This window comes from Gluconobacter kondonii (genome assembly GCF_002723995.1).
GTDB classification, from domain to species: Bacteria; Pseudomonadota; Alphaproteobacteria; order Acetobacterales; family Acetobacteraceae; genus Gluconobacter; species Gluconobacter kondonii.
Genome location: NZ_BEWP01000055.1, coordinates 1 through 1,214, shown reverse-complemented (window position 1 = coordinate 1,214; position 1,214 = coordinate 1). Strand labels below are relative to the sequence as shown.

Below are 1,214 nucleotides of genomic sequence, written 5' to 3'. Positions count from 1 at the left end.
AGTTCAAGTCACGGGTTGCGCTGGAGGCGATCCGTGGGGAACTGACGCTGGCGGAACTGGCTTCGAAACATGGCGTGCATCAGACGATGATCGCCCAATGGAAACGGCAGGCGATCGAGGGCATGGCAAGCCTTTTTTCTGGTAAGTCAGTAACGGAACCTTCAGTCAGCCCTGCTGATGTAGAGAAACTGCACGCCAAGATCGGCCAGTTGCTGGTGGAACGGGATTTTTTGCGGGATGCCTCTGCTCGGTTGGGCGTGATCAGAGGCGGCAGATGATTGACCCGAAGAGAGCATGCCTGCCGATCATCCGGCAGTGCACGCTGCTACAACTCAACCGGTCGGGCGTTTACTATCGGCCTGTGCCACAGAGCGAGGCCAATCTGGAGCTGATGCGGCTGATCGACGCCCAGTTCCTGGAAACGCCCTATTATGGCTCACGGCAGATGACATGGCATCTGCGCCGCCTGGGACATGAAGTGGGCCGCAAGCGGGTCCGGCGGATCATGGCGATCATGGGCCTGCGGGCGATCTACCAGAAGCCGCGCACGACCGTGCCTCATCCGGAGCATCGGAAATATCCATATCTGCTGCGGGATCTGGTCATCAATCGGCCTGACCAGGTCTGGTGTTCCGATATCACATATATTCCCATGAAACGGGGATTTCTCTATCTCGTGGCGATCATGGACTGGTTCACGCGCAAGGTCCTGTCCTGGCGTCTATCGAACACGATGGACGTGGAGTTCTGTATCGAGGCGCTCCGGGATGCGCTGATGCGCTACGGCACCCCGGAAATTTTCAATACTGACCAAGGGTCACAATTCACGACGCCCCGTTTTACCGGGCTCCTGGAAGAGCGTCAGATCCGCATCAGCATGGATGGGCGCGGTCGCTGGCTGGACAACGTGTTTATCGAGCGTCTGTGGCGGTCGCTGAAATATGAATGCGTCTACCTGCACGCGTTCGAGACCGGATCAGAGCTGAGGGCCGGGCTTGGCAGATGGATCGCCCATTATAACGAAAGGCGTCCGCATATGGCGCTGGCTGGACGTACGCCCGATGAGGCGTATCATGACGTGCCGACATCATCTGGTCCGGGGTTAACCCCGGACCAGATGGCCAACAGCAACGCTGTCAGAAGGGCGGCATAACGACAACCGGGTATAGCTTATCAAGCCCGCAAAACTGTCCGAACGGACGGGACCACCTCAA

The 1,214-nt window shown here is 58.2% G+C and carries 1 protein-coding gene; it reads left to right on the top strand.

The window, feature by feature from the left end:
• Positions 1-1,153, top strand: a protein-coding gene (locus tag GKO01_RS15675; RefSeq protein WP_099287795.1) for an IS3 family transposase whose coding sequence is annotated in 2 segments (ribosomal slippage) — positions 1-237 and positions 237-1,153 — 1,154 coding nt annotated over the 2 segments. Because the reading frame shifts where the segments join, the coding sequence is not laid out codon by codon here. This gene is flagged as partial in the annotation.
• Between the last annotated feature and the right edge of the window lie 61 nt (positions 1,154-1,214).